Raw genomic sequence first — 25,052 nt, forward strand, 5'->3', positions numbered from 1 at the left:
GAATGGGCCTTACTTCTCCCGTCTTTGCCGGCAAAAAATATGCTGTTTTGGGCCTTGCCCGCTCGGGCCTTGCCACGGTCGAATGCCTCACGGCGAGCGGCGCTGAGGTCGTTGCCTGGGACAGCCGTGATGAAGCCCGAGAGGCGGCTGTAGATGCCGTGCTAAAATTATCGACCGAGATCGAGGGTGAAGTCAGCCTGACGATGGCAGATCCGATAGATATTGATCTCAGTGGCTTTGACGGCGTAGTCGTCTCTCCAGGCGTGCCGCTCAACAAGCATCCTATCGCCATGCACGCAAAGCTCGCGGGCGTGCCGGTCGTTGGTGACATTGAGTTGTTTGCGCTCGCTCGCCCGACGCTGCCCGTCCATCGCGTGGTGGGAATCACCGGCACCAACGGCAAATCGACCACGACCGCACTCATTCATCATATCATTGAGGCGGCAGGCATTCCGACCCGCATGGGCGGCAATATCGGCCTGCCGATATTGGGGCAGGACCCGCTACCCGACGGCGGCATATATGTCCTGGAACTGTCGAGCTATCAGATCGACCTGACCCAGAGCCTTGATTGCGATGTCGCGGTATTGCTCAACATCACGCCGGATCATCTGGACCGCTATAATGGCTTTGAAGGCTATGTCGCATCCAAAGCCCGGTTGTTTGCCATGCAGTCGGCTGCTCATGTCGCCATAATCGCCACCGAGGACGAACCGAGCCGTTCCATCGCCGCCCAGTCCGGCGCACGCCGAGTGGAAGTGGAAGCTGCTGACATCGATCCTGCCGCCCAAGCCGGCTGGCCTTCGCTCCAGGGTCCTCATAACGCCCAGAACGCGGCCGTTGCCATGGCCGTCGCCCGAGCGCTGGATATCGATGACAAGACCATCGCAGCCGCCCTGCAAAGCTATGCCAGCCTGCCTCACCGCATGCAGCGGGTGCGCGAGTTGAACGGCGTTCTCTACGTCAATGACAGCAAGGCGACCAACCCCGCCTCTACCGCGCCCGCACTCGCCGCCTATCCGCCGGTCGAGGGCCGACCGCGCCTGCACTGGATCGTTGGTGGCCTCGCCAAGACCGATAATCTAGACGAATGCGCGCCCTGGTTCGGCAATGTCGCCGCAGCTTATACCATCGGTGAAGCGGGCCATATGTTCGCCGACCTGCTGCGCGAGCATATGGCGGTGGATGACAGCGAGATGCTATCGGCCGCCGTCCGCCGGGCCGCACGGGTGGCGCAACCGGGGGATGTTGTGCTGCTCTCACCAGCCTGCGCCAGTTTCGACCAATTCCGGGATTTTGAGGCGCGAGGCGATGCGTTCGTCGCGGCTGTCACGGCGCTGGAAGAAGGGGGCGTGGACGGCTAAGGGCGTACGGGGCAAGAAGGGGCGAGCAGAATGTTCAGGGCAGGCGAACTGGTGAAAGGGTTCAAGAACCGCACCGTTCCGCGTGAGCGCACGGCCCTGGCCATCTGGTTCTGGGAGATCGACCGCGTCCTCCTTTCCCTGATCGTCGCGCTGATGGCGATCGGCCTGGTTGCCGTCGCCGCCGCATCGCCAGTGGCGGCGATCGACCGCTCGACCAGCTCCGTCTCGGTGACGCCGCTCATCTATTTCTACCGCCAGCTGATTTGGGTGTTCCTTGGCCTTCCGATCATGCTGGTCATTTCGATGCTGCCCCGCCAGCAGGCCAGGCGGTTGGCGCTGTTCCTCTCTGCCTTCTTCATCGTGATGCTGCTGTGCGTCCCGATCTTGGGCTCCACCGTGAACGGCGCGCGGCGCTGGATCGACCTTCCGGGGTTCCGCTTTCAGCCTTCAGAGTTCCTTAAGCCAGTCTATGTCGTCACCATGGCCTGGCTCTTGTCCCTTCGCGGCAAGGATATGTCGCTGCCCGTCATCCCCCTAACCGGAGCGCTGACGCTGCTGATCGCCGCGATCCTCATGAAACAGCCGGACTTTGGCCAGACCGTGATTTTCCTCGCCTGCTGGGGATGTCTGCTGTTGCTGTCGGGTGTGTCGATGCGCTTCATCGGCATAATGGCGGGCATCGGACTGGCGGGTCTGATCGCGATGTACATGTTTTACGAAAATGGCCGTCAGCGCATCAACGACTTTTTGGGGATAGGCGTTGCTCAGGATACCGGACCGGACCAAACGGAACTGGCCTTCCGCACGATCACCCATGGCGGCTTTACGGGTGTGGGACCCGGCGGCGGCCAAAACAAGTTCCGCCTGCCCGAAGCACATACGGACTATATCTTCTCGGTCATCGGCGAAGAGTTCGGCTTGCTCGCCTGCATAGGCATCGCCTGCGTCTATTTGGCGGTGGTCGTGCGCGTTCTGCTGCGCATGCTGGATGAGGATGATAATTTCACAATCCTCGCCGCAGCGGGCCTCACCACGCAATTTGGGCTTCAGGCGATCATCAACATGGGCGTCAATGCTCAGATATTTCCGTCAAAGGGCATGACGCTGCCCTTTATCAGCTATGGCGGCTCCTCTATGCTGGCGCTTTGTATCGGCGTCGGCCTGCTGCTCGCGTTTACGCGGCGCAATCCCTTCATGGGCCGGCACACGGTCGTCAAATGGAGTGGTCGATGAGCATTTCCCGACACTTCGTCCTCGCCGCTGGCGGGACGGGTGGTCATATGATTCCGGCGCATGCCGTGGCCGAGGAGTTGATGGCTCGGGGTCATCATGTCGCGCTGGTGACGGATGAGCGGGGCGCCAAGATCCCTGGCATCTTCGACCGTGCGCAGGTCCATGTCCTTCCTGCTGGCCGCATGACCAAAAATCCGCGGAGCTGGCCCGGCGCGCTCAAGGCGATCCTCACAGGCCGGGCGATGGCCCGCCGCCTTAACGAAACCTTCCGTCCGACGGCCGTTGTGGGCTTCGGCGGCTATCCCGCCATGCCGGCGCTGCTTGGCGCGCTTGCCGATGGGATTCCGACAGCCATTCATGAGCAGAACGCCGTCCTTGGCCGGGTCAATCGTCTGCTTGCTCGCCGGGTCGGTGCGATCGCCACAGCCTATCCCCGGGTGGAGCGCCTTCGCGACAAATATGCGTCGAAAGTTCATCTCGTTGGCAATCCCGTCCGTGAGGAAGTGAAGGCGCTGCGGGACGAGGAATTTCCTGCGCTGACCGACGAAAGCGTTTTCCGCGTTCTTGTGATCGGCGGCAGTCAGGGGGCCAGCATCCTCTCGTCGGTTGTGCCGGATGGTCTCGGCATGCTGCCCTTGAGCCTTCGCCGCCGCCTTCAGGTGACGCAGCAATGCCGGGCAGAGGATATCGAACGCGTTCGCCGCTTCTACGCCGATCTCGAAATCCCGGCGGACCTTGCAACCTATTTCAACGATGTTCCCGAAAAGCTCAGCTGGTCGCACCTGGTCATCGCCCGCGCTGGCGCCTCGACTCTGGCAGAACTCACCTGTGCCGGCCGCCCTGCGATCCTCGTTCCGTTACCGAGCGCAATGGACGATCATCAGACGGCCAACGCTCGAGAGATGACCGAGGCGGGGGGCGCACGGACCATCCCCCAGTCGCGCTTCACTGCGGTTGAGCTTGCCAAGCAGATGCAGAAGATGGCGCTGGAACCTGGCGCGCTTCAAAATGCCGCCAAGCGCGCTCGTGCCTGTGGCCGGCCTAATGCCGCCCGCGACATGGCCGACCTGCTCGAAAGCATCGGCCCCGCCCCCATCCTTAATGACCCGCTTCGCGTCGGCCCAGTGCCGACCAGCCTTAATCTCCAGGGAGTTCCCGCATGAAGGGTGTCGGCACCGACATCGGCACGATCCATTTCATCGGCATTGGCGGCATCGGCATGTCCGGGATCGCCGAAGTGATGCACAATCTGGGTTACAAGGTTCAGGGTTCCGACGTCGCCGAGGGCTATGTCGTGGAAGGACTGCGCAAGAAGGGCATTGCGGTGATGATCGGCCATAAGGCCGAGAATCTCGGCGATGCCGCCGTGGTCGTGACCTCCACCGCGATCAAGAAGGGTAATCCCGAAGTCGATCTCGCCTTGGAAAAGCGCGTCCCGGTGATCCGCCGCGCCGAAATGCTCGCCGAGTTGATGCGTCTCAAATCCACCGTCGCAATCGCGGGCACCCACGGCAAGACAACCACCACTTCCATGGTCGCGGCGCTGCTGGATGCGGGCGGGGTGGACCCAACCGTCATCAACGGCGGCATCATCAACAGCTACGGCTCAAACGCTCGCCTCGGCAAGAGCGACTGGATGGTGGTCGAGGCCGACGAGAGCGACGGCAGCTTCCTCCGGCTCGACGGCACGCTGGCAGTCGTGACCAATATCGACCCGGAGCATCTGGATCACTATGGCAGCTTCGACAAGGTGAAGGACGCCTTTGTCGAGTTCGTCGAGAACGTGCCCTTCTATGGCGCGGCGATGCTCTGTCTCGACCATCCGGAGGTGCAAGCGATCCTGCCGCGCGTGCAGGACCGGCGTATCGTCACCTATGGCTTCTCGGCGCAGGCCGATATTCGCGGCGAGAATGTCCAGCCCATCCCCGGCGGCAATCGCTTCGATGTGCAGATTCGGGAGCGTGACGGCTCGCTCCGCAGGATAGAGGGCATCGAAATGCCTATGCCGGGCCGCCACAATGTGCTGAACGCCATGGCGGCCATCGGCGTGGCGCTGCAGATGGGGATCGACGACGCGACAATTCAGACGGGCTTCGCCAAGTTCAGAGGGGTCAAGCGCCGCTTCACCAAGGTAGGCGAAATGCCGGCGGGCCAGGGCGCCGCCACGGTCATCGATGATTACGGTCACCACCCGGTTGAAATTAAGGCGGTACTCGCCGCAGCCCGGGAAGGCGCGAAGGGCCGGGTCATCGCCGTGGTTCAGCCGCACCGTTTCACGCGCCTTCGCGACCTGATGGATGAATTCCAGCAGGCATTCAACGACGCCGACATTGTCTATGCTGCGCCTGTCTATCCGGCGGGCGAACAGCCGATCGAAGGCGTGGACAGCGCAGAGCTGGTGGCTGGCCTTAAGCGGCGCGGCCATCGCTCCGCAGCGACGGTGGACGGCGCCGACGATCTGGCCCGCGCCATCGCTGCTGATCTTCAGGCCGACGACATGATCATCTGCCTTGGGGCCGGCGACATCACAAAATGGGCTGCCGGTTTGGCCTCCGCCGTCGTCGCCAAGGAAGCTGTCTGATGCGGGAGACCCAAATCTCTCCTCGGGGGACCGCCGGTTGACAACGGCGGTGGCGCCCCTTCCTTCGGTTCGCGGGTCGCTCAAGGCTGATGCGCCGCTCGCTCCTCTCGTCTGGTTCAAGGCGGGTGGCGTGGCGCAATGGCTCTTTGAGCCCAAGGACGTTGAGGACCTGTCCGATTTCCTTGCGCGGCTGGATCCTGCGATCCCGGTGATGGCGCTTGGTCTTGGATCCAACCTCATTGTTCGCGATGGCGGCGTTAACGGCGTTGTCGTGCGCTTGGGTAAGCCGCTCGCCAAGGTCGAGCAGATCGATGCCACCACTCTGCGTTGCGGGGGAGGGGCGTCGGGCATCCTTGTGTCTTCCACCGCGCGCGATGCGGGTATTGCTGGCTTGGAGTTCTTGCGCTCCATCCCGGGCACCGTCGGCGGCTTTGTCCGAATGAACGGCGGGGCCTATGGCCGCGAAACCTGCGACATTCTTGTCGAGTGCGACGTTGTGCTGCGCTCTGGTGAGCGCGTGACGCTGCCGCGCGATGCGCTGGGTTATACTTATCGCCACAGCACGCTGCCTGAAGGCGCGGTGGTGGTAGGCGCCGTCTTTCGCGGAACGCCCGGCGAGCCCGCGGCGATTCAGGCGGAGATGGACCGCATCGCCGCCGCGCGCGAGGAAAGCCAACCGCTCCGCAGCAAGACGGGTGGGTCCACCTTCAAGAACCCGGATGGACATAAAGCGTGGGCTCTGGTGGACGAAGCCGGATGCCGCGGCCTGCAAATGGGCGGCGCGCAGGTCTCGGAAAAGCACACCAATTTCCTCCTCAATCTGGGCGACGCCACCAGCGCGGATATCGAGGCGCTCGGCGAGGAAGTCCGTCGCCGGGTGAAGGAAATGAGTGGCGTGGAATTGGAGTGGGAAATCCAGCGCGTTGGAGAGAAGAAGTGAATAGCGCCCTGATTTCTTCCCTCGTCTTGAGCTCGCCGAAGGGCTCTTCTTTCTACAGAAATGATGGCGCGGGCTTCGACAAGCTCAGCCCCGACGGACATATTTCGGAGTTTTACAGATGACCCGTGGCCCCTGGCATGTTGCTGTCCTGATGGGCGGCTGGTCCGCCGAGCGGCCTGTTTCCTTGTCGAGCGGCGAGGGGGTCGCAAAAGCGCTGGAATCGCGTGGGCACAAGGTCACGCGGATCGACATGGACCGTAACGTCGCCGCCCGCCTTGCCGACGCTGATGCTGACGTTGTGTTCAATGCCTTGCACGGCGTTCCCGGCGAGGATGGCACGGTGCAGGGGATGATGGACCTGATGGGCCTCACCTACACTCATTCGGGCTTGGCGACATCGGTCATCGCTATTGATAAGCAACTGACGAAGCAGGCGCTGGTGCCTCATGGTATCCCCATGCCGGGCGGCCATGTCGTAACCAGCGCCAGCCTGTTCGAAGCTGATCCCCTGCCGCGCCCCTATGTGGTGAAGCCGGTCAACGAAGGCAGCTCCGTCGGCGTTGCCATCATAACGCCGGACGGCAATTACGGCTCACCGATCGGTCGCGATGTCGAAGGTCCATGGCAGCATTTCGAGGAACTGCTCGCCGAGCCCTATATTCGCGGACGCGAACTCACCACCGCCGTACTCGGTGATGAAGCGCTGCTAGTGACGGAACTGCGGCCCAAGAGCGGCTTCTATGATTTCGACGCCAAATATACCGACGGCATGACCGAACATGTATGCCCGGCGGAAATCCCCAACGAGATCAGCGAGGCGTGCAAGGCGCTCGCCCTGCGCGCGCACCAACTGCTTGGCTGCAAGGGGGCATCGCGCTCCGACTTCCGCTGGGATGACACCCAAGGAGTCCAAGGGCTTTATCTGCTTGAGGTGAATACTCAGCCGGGCATGACGCCCTTAAGTCTGGTGCCTGAGCAGGCGGCGAAACTGGGCATTGACTATGCCGAACTGGTCGAGCGTATTGTCGAAGACGCGCTGAGGCAGGTGCCGGGCGCAAAGGGGGCAGACAATGGGTGAAGCACGCATCCGGCGGGGCGGGACGGCGCGATTGGCGCGCGCGGCCGGCCCACGCGGCCGCAACGGTCCGGGCCGGGGCAAGCCAGGCAAGCGCCGTTCGTGGATCGGCCGCCTTCTCCATGCCTTGCCGGTTAGCGAGGATACGCTTCAGCGCATTGCCAGCTGGGCGATCGTTGGGATTGTTCTGACGGTGATTATAGGCATCGCTGCACTTCTGGGTGTGCCCGCCATGGCCGAACAGAAGGCAGCCGAAGTCGCCGCCAACGCTGGTTTCGAAGTGCAAAAGGTCGAGGTCCGCGGCGTCGAGCGGATGGATGAACTGCCGGTCTATAATATCGCCCTGGGCCAGGTGGACCGCTCGATGCTTTCGTTGGATCTGCCCAAGGTGCGCGGCGAAATGCTGAAGCTGGGTTGGGTCAAGGACGCGCGCATCTCCCGCCGCCTCCCGGACACGCTGGTGGTCGATATCGTCGAACGCGATCCTGTTGCCGTGTGGCAGCATGATGGCCAACTGCACCTGATCGACGTGCAGGGCGTCGTGCTTCAGTCTGTCGCTACTGACGCCATGCCCGATCTGCCGCTCGTGGTTGGGCCTGATGCTAATCGCCAGACAGCAGGCCTCAACAAGCTGATGGAGAATGCGCCTGCCCTGAAGCCGATGCTGGCAGGGGCGACCTGGGTCGGCAACCGCCGCTGGGACTTGCGGTTTCAATCGGGTGAAACGCTGTCGCTGCCTGAAGGAAGCCGCGCTTCCGCCACAGCGCTGGTCAACTTCGCACGCATGGACGGCGTCAATCGCTTGCTGGGGCGCGGTATCGTGAAATTCGACATGCGCGATCCGGATCGCTTTGTCCTGCGTCTTCCTCAGGACCAGGTCGGTCAGAAGCCTGAAGACAAGGCTGAAGCGCCGACGACCGGCGAGGAAGGCTGACCACATGGCGCAACCCAAGGTCGATAAGCTCGTCACCGCGATCGATATAGGGTCGTGGAAGGTGTCCGCGCTGATTGCGGGGCGCACCGAAACGGGGGAGTTGGCGATCTTGGGCACCGGGCAGCGGGAAAGCCGGGGCGTGCGCCGCGGCTTCATCGCCGACATGGAGCGGACTGAACTGGCCGTACGCGAAACCGTCGAGCAGGCCGAGCGCGTCGCGGGCACCAATATCGAGGATGTGTGGGTCAGTTTTTCGGGCGGCAGCCTGGTCAGCGACGTCGTCACGGTCGAGCGCGACATGGGCGGTTATCGCGTCGAGCAGCCCGACATCGACGACCTGCTCGCCACGGGGCAGCAGGGCATCGATCCTGACGGGCGGGTAGTGCTTCATGCGCAGCCCACATGTTTCACCATAAATGGCAAAGTGCCGGTCAAAAAGCCGCTCGGCATGCACGCGGATCTTTTGGGCGTCGATATCCATGTTGTGCTGGCCGACGGAGCGCCGCTGGCCAATCTCGACCTGTGCGTTCGCGGGGCCTATCTCAACGTCAACTCCATCGTCGCTTCGCCGATCGCGACAGGGCTCGCCTGCTTGTCGGAAGAGGAGAGGGACCTGGGCGTCGCCCTCGTTGAACTCGGCGCAGGCGTGACCAACGTCTCGCTCTATGCAGGCGGCATGCTCGTCGGCCTGCACAGCATCCCGATCGGTGCTTCCGACATCACCGATGATATCGCATCAGCCTTCGGGATCCGCCGCAGCCAGGCTGAACGGATCAAATGCTTCTATGGCTCGGCGATGCAGAACCGCCGCGACTTTCGCGACATGATCGAGATTGCGCCGCCGCATGGCGACGTCGCCGTGCCGGGGCAGAGCGCTGGCCCCAACGCGGACGGAGGCAAGATCACGCGCGCCGCTCTGGTCGCCGTGATTTGCGAGCGGCTCAACCAGTTGATGACGGAGATCAACGCCGCGCTCGCGGGCATGGGGTTCAACACGCCCACCGGCCGGCAGGTAGTCTTGACCGGTGGCGGAGCGGAATTGAAGGGCATCGCCGACTATGCGCAGGGCGCGCTGGGTCGCGCCGTCCGCATCGGTAGGCCGCGCGGGTTGGCAGCGTTGCCCGAAGCGCATAGCGGCCCTGCCTTCGCAACATTGGCGGGCCTTGCGCTTTATGGCGCATCGAACCCGGTTGATCTTAGAACGATAGCGCCCGCTCCTCAGACCGTTCATCGTATCAATGCACCCCAATGGTGGCAGCGGATGGTGCGGGCGATGAAGACGAACTATTGAATAAATCGAAAGCCGAATGAAATTTGCTGGTGAAATACACCATTTTCTGTTGCATTAACCTTCGATGACAGTTTCGCTCATGTCGCCGAAGCTGGAGGGAGCTAGAATTTATGAGCATTGAGATCAGCCCGCCGCATGTGGACGAGTTGAAGCCTCGCATCGCGGTGATCGGCGTAGGCGGCGCGGGCGGCAACGCCATCGCGAACATGATCGCCGCGTCGGTTGAGGGCGTGGATTTCATCGTCGCCAACACTGACGCGCAGGCCCTGAACGCCTCGCCCGCAGAGCGCCGTATCCAGCTGGGTCCGCAGATCACGGAAGGTTTGGGCGCTGGATCGCGTCCGGAAATCGGCAAGGCCGCTGCTGAGGAGACGATCGCTTCCGTCGAAGATGCGCTGAACGGCGCGCATATGTGCTTCATCGCAGCAGGCATGGGCGGCGGCACCGGCACCGGCGCTGCTCCCGTCATTGCGAAGGCTGCACGCGACAAGGGCATCCTGACCGTCGGCGTTGTGACAAAGCCCTTCACCTTCGAAGGCAACCGCCGCATGAAGTCGGCGGAATCCGGCATCGAAGAACTGCAGAAGCATGTCGATACCCTCATCGTCATCCCGAACCAGAATCTGTTCCTGATCGCGAACCCCAACACCACCTTCAAGGAAGCCTTCCAGATGGCTGACGAGGTGCTGCAGCAAGGTGTTCGCGGCATCACTGACCTCATGGTGATGCCGGGCCTCATCAACCTCGATTTCGCCGACGTCCGTTCGGTGATGGGTGAGATGGGCAAGGCGATGATGGGCACTGGCGAAGCGGAAGGCGACGGCCGCGCGCTCCAGGCCGCTGAAAAGGCTATCGCTAACCCGCTACTCGACGGCGTTTCGATGCGCGGCGCCAAGGGCGTTATTGTTTCCATCGTCGGCGGCGACGACATGCGCCTGATGGAAGTCGATGAGGCGGCGAACCACATCCGCGAACTGGTCGATCCCGATGCGAACATCATTTGGGGTTCGGCGTTCAATGACGGCCTCAATGGAAAAATCCGTGTGTCGGTTGTGGCGACCGGCATCGACAGTGAAGCGACCGCCGGAGCCGCGCCTCTGACCCAGCCGTTCAGCTTCGCCAACCGCCCGGCTGTGGCGGTGCCCGCCGCCGCTGCTTCGCGTCAGACGCCTCCGCCCGCACCCGCCCCGGTTGCAGCACCTGAGCCGGAGCCCGAGACGCTGGAATTGGATGTGCCCGCCGCTCCGGAGCCGGCTCCGATCGCTGCGCCCATCGAAGAAAAGGCCGCTGCGCCCAAGCCCGCTCCTGCGGCACCTGCGCGCCCGGCCGCCATATTCTCGGATGAAGACTCCTCGCAGGATGAGTTGCTGCTAGGTGCCGAAGCGGCCGAATCGCAGCCCGTTCCCGCGCCTGCTCCCCAAGCTGCGCCGCGTGTCGCCACCGGCGGCACCCTGTTTGAGCGTATGGCAGGTCTAACCCGGGGCGCGGACAAGAATGCTGCAGCAAGCGACGATGCCGGATCGACCCCCGACATCCCGCGCTTCCTCAACCGCCAAAGCAATCAGTAAGCTCGCGGCGGAAGCTGTTTTATCCTGTTGAAGCGCGCCATCGGTCGCATCGGGCGATCGGGCGCGCTTTTACTTGCGGTAAATTTCCCATTCACGCATCGATCCGCTAAAGGGCTTGTGTGAAACGCTCAGCTTTATGGATACTCGGTGGCCTGTTCCTAACGGGAACTGCGCACTCCCAGCCCGCACAGATTCAGGCAATTCGGCCTTCCGGTGCGGAAAGTCTCAGCCGCAATCTGTCGCGGTTGGCGTCTAATCCCCGCGATGTTGACGCGCTGATCGGCGCTGGTGAAGCGGCGATCGATATGGACGATGTGCGTGCAGCGGCGGGTTTTTTCGGCCGCGCTGACGCCATCCAACCCAATAATGGGCGAGTCAAGGCGGGCTTGGCCCGTGTCATGCTCAAGTCCCAGAATCCTTCGGAAGCGCTGCGGCTTTTCGATCAAGCGACCCGCCTCGGATTTGGAGAGGCGACGCTGCTGGCGGATCGTGGTCTGGCCCGCGACATGACGGGTGATCAAGCAGGGGCCCAGCGCGACTATCAGGCTGCGCTCAAACGCGCGCCGGAGGATGCCGAGCTTCTCTACCGCTATGCCGCGTCCCTCGGCATTTCGGGTCAACTGGACGCGGCCGAAAAGGTTCTGCAGCCTTTGCTTTACAAGAGCGACCGTGCCGCCTGGCGCTACCGCGCCTTCATCCTCGCGATGAACAACAAGCAAGCCGATGCACGCAAGATCGCTAACCAGACAATGCCGGCTCAACTCGCCGCTGCCTTGTCGCCCTATATGGAGAAGATGCCCTATCTGACCCCCGCTCAGAAGGCGGCAGCGGTACATTTTGGCCACTTCCCGACGCGCGTCGGCACTTCCCTGGCGGCGGCGACGCCAAGGCCAGCCGTGCCCGCCCCCGTAGCGGCCGCACCGGAAAGCCCCGCTCCGGCTCCCGTGCGGCCCTCCTATCAGTCGCCCGGCGCGTCAAATGCCCGCGTTCAGCCGATGCAGCCCGACCGGCCAATGCCGGCCGCTCGCTTGCCCGTTCAGTCGCAGCCGATGCCTTCGCGTGCGCCCGCAACGGCACCAGCTCCCTCCTCGCTCACCCCATCATCGCTTCCGCCGCGTTCGGCCGATGTGCAAGGGCCGCCAGCGCCGGGCGTCTCATCGACCGCGAGCCAGTCCGCCTCCGCTGCCACCACCGCTAGCCAGCCGAATGCCATCACCCTGGCACGGGCGTCGGCACCTGCGGTCCAACAAGCTGCCCCTGCACTCGCTGCCCGGCAGCAACCTAACCCCGAGGCAACCCGTACGCTGGCAGAAATCATTCGCGCCATAGACGTACCCGAAACGGAGCGCCGCTCCACCATTGCAGCCGTCGATCTTTCCGAAATCCAGGCACTGCAGGCAGCACGGCGCGCTGAACGGCAGGCCGCGGCAGAGAAGGCTAAAAAGACAGCGGCTGCAGTCAAGGCAAAGGCCGACGCCGCCGCCAAGGCAAAAGCGGAAGCGGATGCCAAGGCGAAGAAGGCCGCCGAAGAAAAAGCCCGCCTCGCCGCCAACCCTTCGCGCAATTGGGTTCAGATCGGCACCGGCGCTGACCGGGGCGCTTTGGCCTTCACGCTCAAGGGCCTGCGCCGCAAATATGATGATGTCGCGCCACAGGATGGATGGCTCGCAAGCTGGGGCCGCACCAACCGACTGCTGATCGGGCCTTTCACCAGCTTTACCCGCGCAAAAACGGTCGAGTCCAAGCTCAAATCGGCCGGCGCTGATGCTTTCGCCTGGCAAAGTGAGGCTGGAGAGGTGGTCGAGAGGCTGGGAGGCAAGTAAGGGCGTCCCATGACGACGCTCGCCCCCTATGCCTCGCACCCGGATAATAGCCGTGGCCGCCTTCATCCTGAGCCCGGCGGCGAGATGCGCGGCCCTCGCGACATCTTTCAGCGGGACCGGGATCGCATCATACATTCGATCGCCTTCCGCCGGTTGCGGCACAAGACGCAGGTTTTCGTGTCGCCCGACGGCGATCATTTTCGCGTCCGCCTGACGCACAGTCTGGAAGTAGCGCAGATTGGCCGCACCACCGCCCGCACGCTCGGCCTCAACGAAGATCTGACGGAGGCGCTCTGCCTCGCCCATGACATCGGCCACCCACCCTTCGGCCATGCGGGGGAGGATGCGCTGGAAGCGGCGCTCGATGAGCATGGCGGTTTCGATCACAACGCCCACACGCTGCGCACGCTGATGCTGCTTGAATCGCCCTATCCTTGTTTTCCGGGCCTCAATCTCAGTTGGGAAATGCTGGAGGGCCTCGCAAAGCATAATGGCCCCATCGATCACCCGGGATGGGCTATGCGAGAGGTCAACACGCTCTTTCCGCTGGAGCTTGGCAGCCATTCCTCTCTTGAAGCGCAACTCGCCGCGATTGCCGACGACATCGCCTATGACAATCATGATATCGACGATGGCCTGCGCGCGGGTCTTTTGACGCTTGAGCAGTTGCTTACCGTGCCGCTCGTCAAGCAGTGTTGGGATAGGGTGCGTGCCCGTTATCCTGACATTCCCCAGGACCGGCTGTTGCGTGAACTGGTCCGCGAACAGATCGGCGTCATGGCCAATGACCTGATCGCTTCAACCCGGCGCAACATCACCGAAGCCCGGGTCGTGACCCCTGAAGATGTGCGGAGCGCTGGGCGCGCCCTCGTCTGCTTCTCCCCTGAGCTTGCCGCGCAGGAGCGGGATCTCAAGCGGTTCATGTATGCGGCCCTATACCATCATCCAGCGCAACTCGCAGCCGCCGATCGCGCCCGCATCATCGTGCGCGATCTCTTCCGCGCCTATCAGCAACAGCCGGATCTGATGCCGCTGGAATGGCAGGATGACTGTCTGCTGGACGAACCCCGGCGCAGCCGCCACATCGGTGACTTTATCGCGGGCATGACCGACCGCTATGCAGAAAAGCGGCACGCCGAGATTTTTGGGGAAGGGGTGCTACCCTGACGCAGCCGGTTGCGTTCTCGCTACGCGCCGCCTAGCCTCCGGACCATGACGCTTCACCCGCAGATCGCAGCCCTTGCGGCGCAGCTGGAAGATTTGGCCGCGCTTTTGCGCAGTCGCGGGGATCGCCGTTGGTCCGGCAGGGTAGAATTGTGCGCGCACCTCGTGGCGGATTCCAACTTCACGGGCGTCGATCATTTCCTCCGGCTTTTCGAGGGCGACGACAGCTTGGATGAGGTCAGGCTGAACGATGCCGCGGCCAATGCTCGCCTCGACGAATTGCGAAAGGTCACGCGAACCTTGGCCGAACGGCTCGCCCGGGAAGAGGGTGCGGCCGATTGAGCAATTGACGGCGCGATCCATTTCCCGCAATGCGAAGGGGTCGCCGGCGCTCGACAGATTCGGGCCCGGACATGATGCGGGAGAGCATGGGAAGCCTTTCAGGCCACCCCGTCGCCGAAGGAGCAACCGCCCCGGAATCTCTCAGGCCAAAGGACCGCATCGTGGGCAGGCACTCTGGAAAGCGGACGGATTTCTCCGTCCCACCGAAGGGGTAAGCCATCCGGTCGTTGGCCGGTGGTCAAAGCTCTCAGGTTCCGTGACAGAGGGGGTGACAGACGCTTGCGGCCGACTCCGGACGTGTGCGTTTGCCGCCTGTAACCCCGCACGGAAAGGCCGCCCTACATGTCCGGCAATGACGACATCTCCCATCTTGAAGAAGAATTGCCGCTGCAGGAGCTGCCGCTCGACGCCTGGCACCGCGCCAAGGGCGCGCGCATGGTCGGTTTTGCGGGCTATCACATGCCCATCCAATATGAAGGCATCATGGCCGAACATAGCTGGACCCGCGAGCATGCCGGACTGTTTGACGTTAGCCATATGGGCCAGTTGCTCTTTTCAGGTGACGGCGTGGATGAGGCGCTGGAGCATCTGCTGCCGAGCGATATCAAAGGACTGCAGCCTTTCCGTCAGCGCTACTCAATGCTGCTCGATGAAGAGGGCGGCGTGCTGGATGACCTGATGGTTTCTCGCCTTGGCGGCGGCGCGTTCGATGGCGCGAACATCTATATGGTCGTGAATGGCGCCACGAAATATGACGATATGGGCTGGATGATCGAGCATCTGCCTGATGAGGTTGTCATGAACCATATGGACGAGCAGGCGCTGCTCGCCCTCCAAGGCCCGGAAGCAGGCGAGGCGCTCGCCAGCCTGGTTCCCGAAACCGCAGACCTTCTCTTCATGCAGTCCGGCCTTTTCACCTGGCGCGGCATCGACCTGTGGATCAGCCGTTCGGGTTATACCGGGGAGGATGGCTTTGAGATCAGCGTTCCCGCCGATGACGTCACCCTGCTCGCCGATGCGCTGTGCGAACTGCCGCAGGTGAAGCCGATTGGGTTGGGCGCGCGGGACTCGCTTCGCCTTGAGGCGGGCCTGCCGCTCTACGGCCATGACCTCACGCCTTCGGTCAGCACCATTGGCGCGGATCTGGGCTTCGCCATCCAGAAGCGCCGCCGCGAGGAAGGCGGCTTCATTGGCCATGCGCGCGTGATGAAGGAATTGGCCGACGGACCGGGTTCGAAGCGCGTGGGCCTGAAGATCGAAGGCCGCCTGCCTGCGCGTGAAGGCGCCCCCATCTATGCGGGAAGCGCCCAGGTGGGTGAAGTGACCTCCGGCGGCTTCGCACCGACCGTCGGCGCGCCGATCGCCATGGGCTGGGTCAGCCTGCCACATAGCGCGCTCGATACCGCGCTGGAGATTGAAGTGCGCGGCAAGCGCATCGCCGCCACCGTCGCGCCGATGCCGTTCGTCCCGCATCGTTACCGCCGCAAGGCCTGATGTCCTTCCGAGGGGAGAAGTAAGATGAGCCGTTATTTCACCGACGAACATGAATGGATCGATGTAGAGGGCGAAATCGCCACCGTCGGCATTACTGACTATGCGCAGGAGCAGTTGGGCGACATCGTGTTCGTGGAACTGCCCGCCGAAGGCGCTACGTTCGACAGGGGCGACGACGCCGCCGTCGTGGAGTCGGTCAAGGCCGCATCCGACGTTTATGCGCCCATCTCCGGCGAGGTCGTGGAAACCAACAGCGCGCTGGAAGACGAGCCAGCGCTGGTGAACAGCGACGCGGAGGAGGATGGCTGGTTCTTCAAGCTCCGCGTTACCGACGCCAGCGAGCTGGAAGGGCTGATGAATGAAGCCGCCTACAAGAAGTTCGTGGCGAGCCTTTGAGCAACAATAGGCCCTCCCTTTGAGAGGGAGGGGTTGGGGTGGGACAGCCCCAGGCGTTGCGCCAGGCAGACGGTCCCACCCGCGGCCTTTCCCCTCAAGGGGGAAGGGAGAAGGAGTTAGAATGCGCTACCTACCCCTTACCGACATGGACCGGCAGGACATGCTATCCGTCATCGGCGCATCGTCGGTTGATGATCTTTTCGCGGACGTTCCCGCCGAAGCGCGCCTTGACGAGAAGATTGCTGGCCTGCCCGATCATGCCAGCGAACTGGCAGTCGAACGCCACATGGCGGCGTTGGCGCGGAAAAATCTGTCGGCAGGGGAGGCGCCTTTCTTCCTGGGGGCAGGCGCCTACAAGCATCATGTTCCCGCCAGCGTCGATCATCTGATCCAGCGCGGTGAGTTCCTGACAGCCTACACGCCCTATCAGCCGGAAATCGCCCAGGGCACGCTGCAAGTGCTGTTCGAATTTCAAACGCAGGTGGCGCGCTTGCTCGGCTGCGATGTGGCCAATGCTTCAATGTATGACGGCTCGACCGCCTGCTGGGAAGCGATCGGCATGGCCCGCCGCATCACCAAGCGCGGCAAGGCGATCCTCTCGTCCGGCCTGCATCCGCATTATGTGTCGGTCGCCGAGACCATGGCGAAGTTCACCGGCGACGCGCTGGTGCATGAAGCCCCTGCGCTTGACGCCGCTCCCGATCTCGATGCCCTGATCGCGGGCATCGACAAGGACACAAGCTGCGTCGTCGTCCAATATCCGGACATTCTCGGCCGCATTGCCGATCTCACACCGCTCGCTGAAGCGGCTCATGCGGCAGGCGCCCTGCTGGTCGCCGTCGTGACGGAGCCCGTCGCTCTCGGCGCGATAAAGGCGCCCGGCCGTATGGGCGCGGATATCGTCGTGGGCGAAGGCCAGTCGATCGGCGTCGGCCTCCAGTTCGGCGGTCCTTATCTCGGCCTCTTCGCCTGCAAGCAGAAATATGTCCGCCAGATGCCGGGCCGCCTCTGTGGCGAGACGGTGGACGCGGCGGGGAAACGCGGCTTCGTGCTGACCCTTTCCACGCGCGAGCAGCATATTCGCCGCGAGAAGGCGACGTCGAACATCTGCACCAACTCTGGCCTCTGCGCGCTGGCTTTCAGCATCCACATGACCTTGCTGGGCGAGAAGGGCCTGCGCGAATTGGCAAGCCTCAACCACGCGCTCGCCTGCCAGGCCGCCGATCGTTTGGCGCAAGTGCCGGGCGTAAAGCTGCTCAATGACAGCTTCTTCAACGAATTCACGCTGATCCTTTCGAAGGATGCGCGCGAAGTCGTTCGCAATCTGGCCGACAAGAGCGTGTTGGGCGGCGTGTCGCTCGGCCGTCTGTTTCCCGACGCGCCGGAGATCGGTAACGGCTTGGTCGTCGCCGTCACCGAAACCGTGACGGCGGAGGACATCGAAACCTTTGCCAAGGCGCTGCAGGAGGAACTGGCATGACCATGCTCAAGGAAGGCCGCCCCACCGCCCCGCAGGCCGTGAACGAAGCCCGCCCCCCCGCTGCAACCGCCACCGGTAACCGCGCGCTGATGCTGGAAGAGGCGCTGATCTTCGAGATCGGTTCGACCGACACCACCGGGGTCGATTTTGCCGAAGCCCCCAAGGTGGAAAGCCGCCTCGGCAACCTCGCGCGCACCGACAGTATCGGCCTGCCCGGCCTGTCTGAGCAGGAGACGGTGCGCCATTATACCCGCCTAAGCCGCCAGAACTATGCCATCGACCTCGGCTTGTTCCCGCTCGGCAGTTGCACGATGAAGCACAACCCGCGCCTCAACGAAAAGGTCGCGCGGATGCCTGGTTTCGCAGATCTCCATCCGCTCGCGCCGCAATCGGCGGTGCAAGGCGCGCTTGCCGTCATCCATGAACTGGCCGAATGGCTGATCAAATTGACCGGCATGCACTCGGTTGCGATGAGCCCCAAGGCAGGCGCGCATGGTGAACTGTGCGGCCTGCTTGCAATCCGCGCCGCGCTGGAAGCCCGAGGCGATGCGCGTAGCGTCATCCTGGTCCCCGAAAGCGCCCATGGCACGAATCCTGCCACCGCCGCCTTCTGCGGCTACAAGGTGGAGGACATTCCGGCGACCCCGGACGGCCGGGTTGATCTCGAATCGCTCAAGGCTCGTCTCGGCCCCGATGTCGCGGCGGTGATGATCACCAATCCCAACACCTGCGGCCTGTTCGAACGCGACATGAAGACAATCTCCGACGCGGTCCATGCCGCCGGAGCCTTCGTCTATTGTGACGGTGCGAACTTCAACGCCATCGTCGGCCGGGTGCGCCCTGGCGACCTTGGCGTCGATGCCATGCACATCAACCTGCACAAGACCTTTTCGACGCCGCATGGCGGCGGCGGCCCTGGCTCGGGTCCGGTGGTACTCAGTCAGGCGCTCACCCCCTTCGCGCCGCTGCCTTTCGTCGAAAAACAGGGCGACAAGTTCGCGTTGATTGAGGAAGAAACCGCGGACGAACATCATGCGAGCAGCTTTGGCCGCATGGTCGCCTTCCATGGTCAGATGGGCATGTTCACCCGTGCGCTGACCTATATCCTCAGCCACGGCGCGGACGGCCTGCGCCAGGTCGCGAGCGACGCGGTCCTCAACGCCAACTATATCCTGCGCAGCCTGGACGATGTGCTCGATGCCCCGTTCGGACAAAGCGGCCCCTGCATGCATGAGGCGCTGTTCAGCGACAAAGGCCTCGCCGACGGCTTCACCACGCTCGACATCGCCAAGGGCCTGATCGACGAGGGCTTCCACCCCATGACCATGTATTTCCCGCTGGTCGTCCACGGCGCGATGCTGGTCGAACCTACCGAGACCGAGAGCAAGGCCGCGCTCGATCAGTTCATCCTCGCGCTGCGCAGTCTCGCTCAACGCGCCAAGGCGGGGGACGAAGCGCTGAAGGGCGCGCCCTATTTCGCACCCCGCCGTCGGCTCGACGAGACGCTGGCAGCCCGCAAGCCGATTCTCACCTGGACTGATCCCGCGCTGGCGGATGCCGCTGAATGACGGATCGGCCGGAGCCGTGGGAATCCGGTTCCGGTCCCGTTTCTGTGGGCAAGCTCCACGCTCCTGCGACTGAGCGTAACCGCGACGCCATTTTTAGCGTCCTGCGGGAAGAACTTCCGCCATCCGGCCTTGTGCTGGAAGTGGCGAGCGGTAGTGGCGAACATGCGATCCATTTCGCGGCGGCAATGCCGAAGCTCGCTTGGCAACCGAGCGATCCCGATCCGGCGGCATGCGCATCCATCGCCGCCTGGCGGGAAGAAGCGGGGCTGGCCAATCTGCTTCCGCCGCTACGGCTGGACGCCGCGACACCTTGGCCGCTCACAAGCGCCGACGCGTTGCTTTGCATAAACATGGTCCATATCGCCCCTTGGGCGGCGACGCTGGGGCTGATGAAGGGGGCGGGCCAAGTCCTCCCGCCCGGCGGGCTGCTTTATCTTTACGGCCCCTATCTGCGCGAGAACGTGCAAACCGCGCCGACCAATCTGGCGTTCGATGCGTCGCTCCGATCGCGCGATTCGCAATGGGGCCTACGGCGAGCAGAGGACGTAATCGCCGTCGCCGACGCGGAAGGGATGCGCTTCGATCGGCTCATCGAAATGCCGGCGAACAATCTCTCGCTGTTGTTTCGCAAGGGCGCCTCCTAAAGCCGTTCACGCTGAAGCCGCCGGAGCGGGTTATGTCTTCAGCGGGAAGAAGTCCCTTCGACTGCCTGCCTATATCCGTCGCTCCGGACTAGCTTAGACAAGCTCAGGCCGAACGGATATGGGAGGACCTCATGCCGCAAACTCTGCTCTCCCTCGTCACGGCGGAACTCTCCGCTCCGGCTGATCCTCGCGCCGCCGCCATGGCCGGTGCGCTGGCCGCCCGGTATCCGTATGCCGCCCGCGCCGTGCTCTTTTACGGCTCCTGTCTGCGGGAACAGCATCTCGACGGGCTGATGCTGGATTTTTACCTGATCGTATCGGACTATCGCTTGGCTTATGACAAAAGCTGGTTGAGGACGGCGAACCGCCTGATCCCTCCCAATGTCTTCCCATTCGAACATAATGGCCTGATCGCCAAATATGCCGTGCTGTCGGAGGCCGATTTCGCCCGGCTCAACAGCATTGCCGCTGACAATGTTTCGGTATGGGCGCGCTTCGCTCAACCGTCCCGATTGCTTTGGGCCGCAGATGACATCGCCCGTCAGCGGGCCATCACCGCTGTCGCCAATGCGGCGCCGACCTTGCTTTCACTGGCCAGTCCCATGTCGGAGACGCAGGATGCGCTAGCGCTCTGGAAAACCGGCTTTACTCTCACCTACAATGCGGAGCTGCGTGCGGAGAAAAAGGGCCGCTCTCTTTCTATCGTCGATGCAGATCCCGATCGGTATCGCCGCTTCGGTGAAGCGGCGCTGGCGCAGGGCCTGCCCTTATCCCCTCGGGACATTATGAGCCGCTGGCGTCAGCTTCAGCGGCGCGGCAAATGGCTGTCCGTGGTCCGGCTGGCCAAGGCCAGTTTCACCTACGCTGGCGGCATCGATTATCTCGCCTGGAAAATCAATCGCCACGCGGGGACAGCGATCACCATTAAGCCCTGGCAGCGCCGCTGGCCCCTCATAGGCGCGCTCACTCTGCTGCCGCGGCTGTTCCGGGGTGGCGCGATCCGCTGAGCGCGTTGGACAGCGCGTGCGACAGGCCCATCAACGTATAGGGCTTGCGCAGAACTTCGTGCCCACCAAACTCCGAACTTTCGGCAATGTCACCGGCATAGCCGGTGACGAACAACACCGGGACATGCGCGTGCGCGGCGGGCAGGGTGCGGATCATTTCCGGGCCGGTCATGTCAGGCATCAACACATCGCTGATGATAAGACCGATGTCCCGATGGCTGGTGAGCAGCTTCGCGGCCTTCGACGGGTGATCGCAGGCGACGGGAAGGTGGCCCAACTCCGCAAGCGCCGCCATCGTTTGATTCAGCACGCGCGGATCATCCTCGACCACCAATATGCGTGTAGGCGGGTGCAGCACCGGCTCGCGATCGGCCAGCGGAGCCTCGCTCCAGCTAGTGCCTTCAACGCCTGACTTGCGCGGTAGGTAGATGTGCACGCTTGTGCCCTGGCCCAAGTCGGATTCGATTCGGATCTCGCCTTCGCTCTGGCGCACAAAGCCGAATATCTGGCTGAGCCCGAGGCCGGTCCCCTTGCCGACCGGCTTGGTCGTGAAGAATGGCTCGAACACGCGCGCCAGCACTTCGGGCGTCATGCCGCAGCCATCGTCTTTAACGCTGAGGACGATATAATCGCCCGCGGCGCACTCTCCGATTTCATGCTCAGCCAATTGAGCTTGGCGCGTCTCGATGACCAGCCGTCCGCGTCCATCCATTGCGTCGCGGGCATTGACGCACAGGTTCAGGATGGCGTTTTCCATCTGATGTTGATCAACGAAGATGTGCCATCCGGCGGCATTGTTGTCCAAGGACACGGTGACCTGGTCGCCGATCGATCGATCGATCAACTCCACCATGCCCTTGACCAATTGATCCGGGTCAATGGCGCGGGGCAACAGGGGTTCAGACCGGGCAAAGGCGAGTAGGCGGCGGGTCAAGGCGGCAGCGCGCGTAGCGCCTTCCATTGCATTGTCCAGGTGCCGAGCGGCTTCCTGCGGCTTGAGGCGCAGCTTGCGCTTCGCCAGTTCCAAACCCCCGACGACCACAGCCAGCATATTGTTGAAGTCGTGCGCAATGCCGCCGGTCAGTTGGCCCACCGCATCCATCTTCTGCATCTGCCGCAGATTTTCCTCAGCGGCAGCACGTTCGGACGTTTCCTTTTTCAACTGCTCGTAGGCATCCGACAGTTCGATCGTACGGGCCGCGACCGCCGCTTCCAACCTGTCGGCGCGTTCGGCCTCCACCTCCGCCATCCGGCGGGCATTGCGGCGCTCGGTATAGGCGGCGTTCAGCATCCAGAGCGCGAACAAGACGCAGACCAGTAGCACCAGACCGAACAGGCGCGATGTCCGATCGACAAATTGCGTCCGGTTGCCAGCCAGCTTCACGGCGAGGCTGCGTTCCTGGAGCCGGGCATTTTCGGCCTGGATCACCCGATCGAGCAGCGCCGTGATATGCTTCAGATCCTCCGACCGGCCAGCACGGTGAAACTGGGCGAGCGCCCCCATCTTCTGGTCGTAGGTCGTGCGCAGACCAATTTCGCTTAGCGTCTTGCCGCGTTGTTCGAAGGCGTGCTGCAACTCCTGCACATTGGCCCGCTGCCATCCCGATTGGCGCGTTGCGTAGCTTAGAAGCTTCAATTGGCTCGATGCGGTGCGCCATTGGTCCTGAAACAACCGGCCCACATCCGGATCAAGGCTGATCACATAGCGGGCCAGCGTCACTTCGGCGCGCGCAGTTTTGGCCTCGAAAGCTCGCGCAAGGGCTATGATCTCAAAGCTGCGGCGCTGTTCCATCAGCGCGCGTTCATGGTCGCGCGACGCGATACTGGCGCTGTAAAGCAGGGTGCCGAGCGCCCCCACCAGCAATATCACAAGGACTAGCGGAAGGAAGCGTCGAACCGCCGCTTGCCAGCCGGACTCCTGATCTTCCATGTAATAGCTGTCCGCCATCAACCCCTACATTAGTCGAACAGCATTACCGGCGAAATATCAAGGATGAAAAGGTTCCTTGATAATCTCCCGCTTCATCGGATGAAAATGTTGCTTGGCGGCAAACCAGAGCGGAGAGCGGGTTCAGCCGATTGCGCCAGTGGCTTTGCCTGCCGCTTCGAACATCCCGATGATCTGGCTCACTTGCTCATCGCTATGTTCGGCGCACAGCGAACAACGCAGCAGGAAGGTTCCGGCAGGGGTCGCGGGCGGGCGAGCCATATTCACATAGAGGCCGAGTTCCAGCAGTGCCTGCCACATGGCTACCGCTTGTGTCTGATCGGTGAGGATCACTGCAATGATGGCAGACTGGGGCGTCTCAGTTCCCAGCTTGAAGCCGAGATCCGTCAGGCCCTTATGCAGGAGCTGGCTGTTCTTCCACAGATGCGCGCGCTTGTCGCCCGCATGCATCAGCTTGCGGATCGAGGTCGCGGCGGTGGCGACCACGCTCGGCGGCAGCGAGGCGGTAAAGACATAGGGACGGCATACGAGCCGCAGAACTTCGAACTTCGGGTGGTTCGACACGCAGAAGCCGCCGACCGTCCCGACCGACTTGGAGAAGGTGCCGACAACAAAATCGACATCCTTTTCGACACCCTGCTCCTCATAGACGCCGCGTCCATTGGGTCCGAAAAAGCCCATGCCATGCGCTTCATCGACCAAGATCATGCAGTTGGGATGCTTGCGCACCGCCGCTACCATCTCAGGCAGGGGGGCGACGTCGCCCAGCATCGAATAGACGCCTTCCAGCACAATCAGCTTCTGCGCATCGGCAGGCAAGCGGCCCAGGCGTTTGTCCAAATCCTCGACGCTATTGTGACGGAAACGCACGATCTCCGCATCACCCAGGAAGCAGCCGTCATAGATAGACGCATGGCTGTCGGCGTCCAGAACCACATAGTCGCCACGCCCGGCGAGCGTCGAGATCATGCCCAGATTTGCCTGATATCCGGTCGAAAACACCATCGCGCCGCTGGTGCCGTAAAATTCCTTCAGCGCCTCTTCGACTTCCTTGTGGCCCTGATAAGTGCCGTTCAGCACGCGGCTGCCAGTCGTGCCCGCGCCAAAGTCATCAAGCGCCTTCTTGCCCGCCGCGACGACCTCAGGGTCGAAGGTCATGCCCATATAATTATAGGTGCCGAGGAGGATCGTTTCCCTGCCCTTGATGATGGCCTGGGTTGGGGACTTCACCTCGTCCATCACGATGGCGAATGGGTCACGCACGCCGGTCGCCAGCAGCGCTTCCCGCTCAGCAATCAGGGCGTCGAACTTGGAAAACAGGTCGCGCGCGCCAGCTACTTCGGCAGGCGTGTGGGCGTCAGTGGCGGTTTCGGCGGCGTCAGTCATCACATATATCCGTTCGGTTCGAGCAGCATCGAGCAAGGCCGAGATGCGTCAGTCGAAAACTTTTGCCCCGCCATCTCGACCATCGGTTCTCGGCAAGTTCGAACCGCTTCGATGCGAACGGGGGAGGTAAGCTGGCTCAGCCCTTCAGCTTCGCAACGGCATCGACAAGCTGGCCGATATTTTCGATTTCGGCCTGCATGTTCATGGTGATGATGATGTCGAACTCGTCCTCGATCGCGGCGACGAAGTCCATTACCGTCAGGCTGTCCCACTCCAGGTCGCCCGCGAAGGTGGTGGCCTCGGTCAGCTCAACGCCCTTCTTGTTGAAAGGCGTGATCTGCGCGGCGATGCTGTCGAAAATCTGCTGGCGATCCGTCATTATCTGTTCAAAGCTTTCCCATGAAAGGGTGGCTTTTGCCCCCAAGCTCCGCCTCTTGGCAAGGGAATAAGGCGGCAATCGGGCAGCATCGCGCCCGATTGTGCCGCCGTTTCATGCCTCAGCGAAAATTGTCGGCGTACGCCTGGATCTTCAGCGTCTTGGGCGGAGTCGTGATGAAGCGGTAATCGATCCCATATTTGTCTGCATAGGCGCGCGCCGCGTCCACGGAAGGGAAGGTCAGCTTCACTTGGCTCTGCGTGTCGCCCGAGCCGGCCCAACCCGTCAGCGGATCGGGCTTCTTCGCCTCGCTCGGGGCAAATTCCAGGACCCATTTGTTGGTCCGCGCCTTGCCAGACTGAAGGGCGTTCTTCTGAATCTGATAGATGCGGGCGGCCATCGTGGCGTCAAACTCCTTGGGAAGGCGATGGCTCCGTT

The 25,052-nt window shown here is 62.8% G+C and carries 22 protein-coding genes and 1 riboswitch; of the genes, 18 read left to right on the forward strand and 4 right to left on the reverse strand.

Annotated features, from left to right (window positions below; all coding sequences use genetic code 11):
- The first annotated feature begins 2 nt into the window (after positions 1 to 2).
- The 18 genes from murD to EP837_RS10920 all read left to right on the forward strand — a co-directional run bounded on the left by murD (position 3) and on the right by EP837_RS10920 (position 20,904).
- Positions 3 to 1,364: a UDP-N-acetylmuramoyl-L-alanine--D-glutamate ligase gene (gene murD / locus EP837_RS10835; protein WP_066527356.1), complete on the forward strand. Its 1,362-nt coding sequence runs from the start codon at positions 3 to 5 to the stop codon at positions 1,362 to 1,364.
- 30 nt (positions 1,365 to 1,394) lie between these two features.
- Positions 1,395 to 2,597, forward strand: a complete 1,203-nt coding sequence (locus tag EP837_RS10840; protein WP_066527359.1) for an FtsW/RodA/SpoVE family cell cycle protein — start codon at positions 1,395 to 1,397, stop codon at positions 2,595 to 2,597.
- Positions 2,594 to 3,760, forward strand: coding sequence for an undecaprenyldiphospho-muramoylpentapeptide beta-N-acetylglucosaminyltransferase (gene murG, locus EP837_RS10845; RefSeq protein WP_066529226.1), 1,167 nt, complete (start codon positions 2,594 to 2,596; stop codon positions 3,758 to 3,760). The genes EP837_RS10840 and murG overlap by 4 nt, the downstream gene beginning before the upstream one ends.
- Positions 3,757 to 5,178 (forward strand): UDP-N-acetylmuramate--L-alanine ligase, encoded by a 1,422-nt coding sequence (murC, locus tag EP837_RS10850; protein ID WP_066527367.1) that lies wholly within the window; start codon positions 3,757 to 3,759, stop codon positions 5,176 to 5,178. The genes murG and murC overlap by 4 nt, the downstream gene beginning before the upstream one ends.
- Positions 5,179 to 5,227: 49 nt before the next feature.
- Entirely contained in the window at positions 5,228 to 6,118 is an 891-nt protein-coding gene (murB, locus tag EP837_RS10855) for a UDP-N-acetylmuramate dehydrogenase (RefSeq protein WP_197486347.1), read from the forward strand.
- Positions 6,119 to 6,236: 118 nt separating this feature from the next.
- On the forward strand, positions 6,237 to 7,196 hold the full coding sequence (locus EP837_RS10860; RefSeq protein ID WP_066527370.1) for a D-alanine--D-alanine ligase: 960 nt from the start codon (positions 6,237 to 6,239) through the stop codon (positions 7,194 to 7,196).
- A complete protein-coding gene (locus EP837_RS10865) occupies positions 7,189 to 8,127 on the forward strand; it encodes a cell division protein FtsQ/DivIB (protein ID WP_066527371.1) in 939 nt (312 codons plus the stop codon). The genes EP837_RS10860 and EP837_RS10865 overlap by 8 nt, the downstream gene beginning before the upstream one ends.
- A 4-nt stretch (positions 8,128 to 8,131) precedes the next feature.
- Positions 8,132 to 9,418 (forward strand): cell division protein FtsA, encoded by a 1,287-nt coding sequence (gene ftsA / locus EP837_RS10870; protein WP_066527373.1) that lies wholly within the window; start codon positions 8,132 to 8,134, stop codon positions 9,416 to 9,418.
- A gap of 110 nt (positions 9,419 to 9,528) precedes the next feature.
- Positions 9,529 to 10,986 carry a cell division protein FtsZ gene (ftsZ, locus tag EP837_RS10875; RefSeq protein ID WP_066527378.1) on the forward strand — a complete coding sequence of 486 codons (1,458 nt, stop codon included), beginning with the start codon at positions 9,529 to 9,531 and terminating at the stop codon, positions 10,984 to 10,986.
- A gap of 119 nt (positions 10,987 to 11,105) precedes the next feature.
- A complete protein-coding gene (locus EP837_RS10880; protein WP_066527383.1) occupies positions 11,106 to 12,809 on the forward strand; it encodes a tetratricopeptide repeat protein in 1,704 nt (567 codons plus the stop codon).
- A 9-nt stretch (positions 12,810 to 12,818) separates the two neighbouring features.
- The gene (locus tag EP837_RS10885) at positions 12,819 to 13,976 is read left to right on the forward strand and encodes a deoxyguanosinetriphosphate triphosphohydrolase (protein ID WP_066527386.1); all 1,158 of its coding nucleotides are present in this window, start codon (positions 12,819 to 12,821) and stop codon (positions 13,974 to 13,976) included.
- 45 nt (positions 13,977 to 14,021) lie between these two features.
- Positions 14,022 to 14,315 carry a hypothetical protein gene (locus EP837_RS10890; RefSeq protein ID WP_066527389.1) on the forward strand — a complete coding sequence of 98 codons (294 nt, stop codon included), beginning with the start codon at positions 14,022 to 14,024 and terminating at the stop codon, positions 14,313 to 14,315.
- A gap of 67 nt (positions 14,316 to 14,382) precedes the next feature.
- Positions 14,383 to 14,482, forward strand: a riboswitch (glycine riboswitch).
- Positions 14,483 to 14,657: 175 nt separating this feature from the next.
- Positions 14,658 to 15,809 (forward strand): glycine cleavage system aminomethyltransferase GcvT, encoded by a 1,152-nt coding sequence (gcvT, locus tag EP837_RS10895; protein WP_066527391.1) that lies wholly within the window; start codon positions 14,658 to 14,660, stop codon positions 15,807 to 15,809.
- Positions 15,810 to 15,833: 24 nt separating this feature from the next.
- Positions 15,834 to 16,205 carry a glycine cleavage system protein GcvH gene (gcvH, locus tag EP837_RS10900; RefSeq protein ID WP_066527394.1) on the forward strand — a complete coding sequence of 124 codons (372 nt, stop codon included), beginning with the start codon at positions 15,834 to 15,836 and terminating at the stop codon, positions 16,203 to 16,205.
- Positions 16,206 to 16,326: 121 nt separating this feature from the next.
- A complete protein-coding gene (gene gcvPA, locus EP837_RS10905) occupies positions 16,327 to 17,685 on the forward strand; it encodes an aminomethyl-transferring glycine dehydrogenase subunit GcvPA (RefSeq protein ID WP_066527397.1) in 1,359 nt (452 codons plus the stop codon).
- On the forward strand, positions 17,682 to 19,253 hold the full coding sequence (gcvPB, locus tag EP837_RS10910; protein ID WP_066527399.1) for an aminomethyl-transferring glycine dehydrogenase subunit GcvPB: 1,572 nt from the start codon (positions 17,682 to 17,684) through the stop codon (positions 19,251 to 19,253). The genes gcvPA and gcvPB overlap by 4 nt, the downstream gene beginning before the upstream one ends.
- Positions 19,250 to 19,897, forward strand: a complete 648-nt coding sequence (locus tag EP837_RS10915; protein ID WP_066527401.1) for a DUF938 domain-containing protein — start codon at positions 19,250 to 19,252, stop codon at positions 19,895 to 19,897. Before gcvPB ends, EP837_RS10915 begins: the two co-directional genes overlap by 4 nt.
- Positions 19,898 to 20,028: 131 nt before the next feature.
- Complete coding sequence (locus tag EP837_RS10920) at positions 20,029 to 20,904, forward strand: hypothetical protein (RefSeq protein WP_066527403.1); 876 nt, start codon at positions 20,029 to 20,031, stop codon at positions 20,902 to 20,904.
- On the opposite strand, the gene EP837_RS10925 is transcribed toward EP837_RS10920, so the two are convergent.
- From EP837_RS10925 to EP837_RS10940, 4 genes are all read right to left on the reverse strand, one after another.
- Positions 20,861 to 22,852 (reverse strand): ATP-binding protein, encoded by a 1,992-nt coding sequence (locus EP837_RS10925; RefSeq protein WP_066527409.1) that lies wholly within the window; start codon positions 22,850 to 22,852, stop codon positions 20,861 to 20,863. The two genes, EP837_RS10920 and EP837_RS10925, sit on opposite strands and share 44 nt — an antisense overlap.
- A 123-nt stretch (positions 22,853 to 22,975) precedes the next feature.
- A complete protein-coding gene (gene spt, locus EP837_RS10930; RefSeq protein ID WP_066529231.1) occupies positions 22,976 to 24,238 on the reverse strand; it encodes a serine palmitoyltransferase in 1,263 nt (420 codons plus the stop codon).
- Between the two features lie 136 nt (positions 24,239 to 24,374).
- Complete coding sequence (locus tag EP837_RS10935; protein WP_066527414.1) at positions 24,375 to 24,617, reverse strand: acyl carrier protein; 243 nt, start codon at positions 24,615 to 24,617, stop codon at positions 24,375 to 24,377.
- Between the two features lie 118 nt (positions 24,618 to 24,735).
- Positions 24,736 to 25,014 (reverse strand): ETC complex I subunit, encoded by a 279-nt coding sequence (locus EP837_RS10940; RefSeq protein WP_066527417.1) that lies wholly within the window; start codon positions 25,012 to 25,014, stop codon positions 24,736 to 24,738.
- Between the last annotated feature and the right edge of the window lie 38 nt (positions 25,015 to 25,052).

The sequence above is a fragment of the Sphingobium sp. EP60837 genome (assembly GCF_001658005.1).
In the GTDB taxonomy this organism is placed as follows: domain Bacteria; phylum Pseudomonadota; class Alphaproteobacteria; order Sphingomonadales; family Sphingomonadaceae; genus Sphingobium; species Sphingobium tyrosinilyticum.

Bases quoted from the DNA above. Each gene is read 5' to 3' on its own strand.
- EP837_RS10865 (WP_066527371.1), top strand. From the start codon at position 7,189: ATGGGTGAAGCACGCATCCGGCGGGGCGGGACGGCGCGATTGGCGCGC.
- EP837_RS10925 (WP_066527409.1), bottom strand. From the start codon at position 22,852: ATGGCGGACAGCTATTACATGGAAGATCAGGAGTCCGGCTGGCAAGCG.
- EP837_RS10915 (WP_066527401.1), top strand. From the start codon at position 19,250: ATGACGGATCGGCCGGAGCCGTGGGAATCCGGTTCCGGTCCCGTTTCT.
- EP837_RS10885 (WP_066527386.1), top strand. From the start codon at position 12,819: ATGACGACGCTCGCCCCCTATGCCTCGCACCCGGATAATAGCCGTGGC.
- ftsA (WP_066527373.1), top strand. From the start codon at position 8,132: ATGGCGCAACCCAAGGTCGATAAGCTCGTCACCGCGATCGATATAGGG.
- spt (WP_066529231.1), bottom strand. From the start codon at position 24,238: ATGACTGACGCCGCCGAAACCGCCACTGACGCCCACACGCCTGCCGAA.
- EP837_RS10890 (WP_066527389.1), top strand. From the start codon at position 14,022: ATGACGCTTCACCCGCAGATCGCAGCCCTTGCGGCGCAGCTGGAAGAT.
- murG (WP_066529226.1), top strand. From the start codon at position 2,594: ATGAGCATTTCCCGACACTTCGTCCTCGCCGCTGGCGGGACGGGTGGT.
- gcvPA (WP_066527397.1), top strand. From the start codon at position 16,327: ATGCGCTACCTACCCCTTACCGACATGGACCGGCAGGACATGCTATCC.
- ftsZ (WP_066527378.1), top strand. From the start codon at position 9,529: ATGAGCATTGAGATCAGCCCGCCGCATGTGGACGAGTTGAAGCCTCGC.
- EP837_RS10940 (WP_066527417.1), bottom strand. From the start codon at position 25,014: ATGGCCGCCCGCATCTATCAGATTCAGAAGAACGCCCTTCAGTCTGGC.
- EP837_RS10840 (WP_066527359.1), top strand. From the start codon at position 1,395: ATGTTCAGGGCAGGCGAACTGGTGAAAGGGTTCAAGAACCGCACCGTT.
- murC (WP_066527367.1), top strand. From the start codon at position 3,757: ATGAAGGGTGTCGGCACCGACATCGGCACGATCCATTTCATCGGCATT.
- gcvPB (WP_066527399.1), top strand. From the start codon at position 17,682: ATGACCATGCTCAAGGAAGGCCGCCCCACCGCCCCGCAGGCCGTGAAC.
- EP837_RS10935 (WP_066527414.1), bottom strand. From the start codon at position 24,617: ATGACGGATCGCCAGCAGATTTTCGACAGCATCGCCGCGCAGATCACG.
- murD (WP_066527356.1), top strand. From the start codon at position 3: ATGGGCCTTACTTCTCCCGTCTTTGCCGGCAAAAAATATGCTGTTTTG.
- gcvT (WP_066527391.1), top strand. From the start codon at position 14,658: ATGTCCGGCAATGACGACATCTCCCATCTTGAAGAAGAATTGCCGCTG.
- EP837_RS10920 (WP_066527403.1), top strand. From the start codon at position 20,029: ATGCCGCAAACTCTGCTCTCCCTCGTCACGGCGGAACTCTCCGCTCCG.
- gcvH (WP_066527394.1), top strand. From the start codon at position 15,834: ATGAGCCGTTATTTCACCGACGAACATGAATGGATCGATGTAGAGGGC.
- EP837_RS10860 (WP_066527370.1), top strand. From the start codon at position 6,237: ATGACCCGTGGCCCCTGGCATGTTGCTGTCCTGATGGGCGGCTGGTCC.